Origin of the sequence: Shigella sp. FC1544, assembly GCF_001722145.1 — a bacterium.
GTDB classification, from domain to species: domain Bacteria; phylum Pseudomonadota; class Gammaproteobacteria; order Enterobacterales; family Enterobacteriaceae; genus Escherichia; species Escherichia coli.
In genome coordinates this window covers 1-735 of sequence record NZ_MECT01000371.1, presented here as the reverse complement: position 1 = coordinate 735, position 735 = coordinate 1, and the positions used below count along the sequence as shown (strand labels likewise).

Genomic DNA, 735 nt, shown 5'->3' with positions numbered 1-735 from the left:
CACTGTTGCAAATAGTCGGTGGTGATAAACTTATCATCCCCTTTTGCTGATGGAGCTGCACATGAACCCATTCAAAGGCCGGCATTTTCAGCGTGACATCATTCTGTGGGCCGTACGCTGGTACTGCAAATACGGCATCAGTTACCGTGAGCTGCAGGAGATGCTGGCTGAACGCGGAGTGAATGTCGATCACTCCACGATTTACCGCTGGGTTCAGCGTTATGCGCCTGAAATGGAAAAACGGCTGCGCTGGTACTGGCGTAACCCTTCCGATCTTTGCCCGTGGCACATGGATGAAACCTACGTGAAGGTCAATGGCCGCTGGGCGTATCTGTACCGGGCCGTCGACAGCCGGGGCCGCACTGTCGATTTTTATCTCTCCTCCCGTCGTAACAGCAAAGCTGCATACCGGTTTCTGGGTAAAATCCTCAACAACGTGAAGAAGTGGCAGATCCCGCGATTCATCAACACGGATAAAGCGCCCGCCTATGGTCGCGCGCTTGCTCTGCTCAAACGCGAAGGCCGGTGCCCGTCTGACGTTGAACACCGACAGATTAAGTACCGGAACAACGTGATTGAATGCGATCATGGCAAACTGAAACGGATAATCGGCGCCACGCTGGGATTTAAATCCATGAAGACGGCTTACGCCACCATCAAAGGTATTGAGGTGATGCGTGCACTACGCAAAGGCCAGGCCTCAGCATTTTATTATGGTGATCCCCTGGGCGAAAT

1 protein-coding gene is annotated in these 735 nt (G+C 53.1%); it reads left to right on the top strand.

From position 1 onward, the window contains the following. Positions 1-61 precede the first annotated feature (61 nt). A partial coding sequence (locus tag BGK49_RS16505; RefSeq protein ID WP_029780794.1) for an IS6-like element IS26 family transposase occupies positions 62-735 on the top strand: 674 nt, incomplete at its 3' end.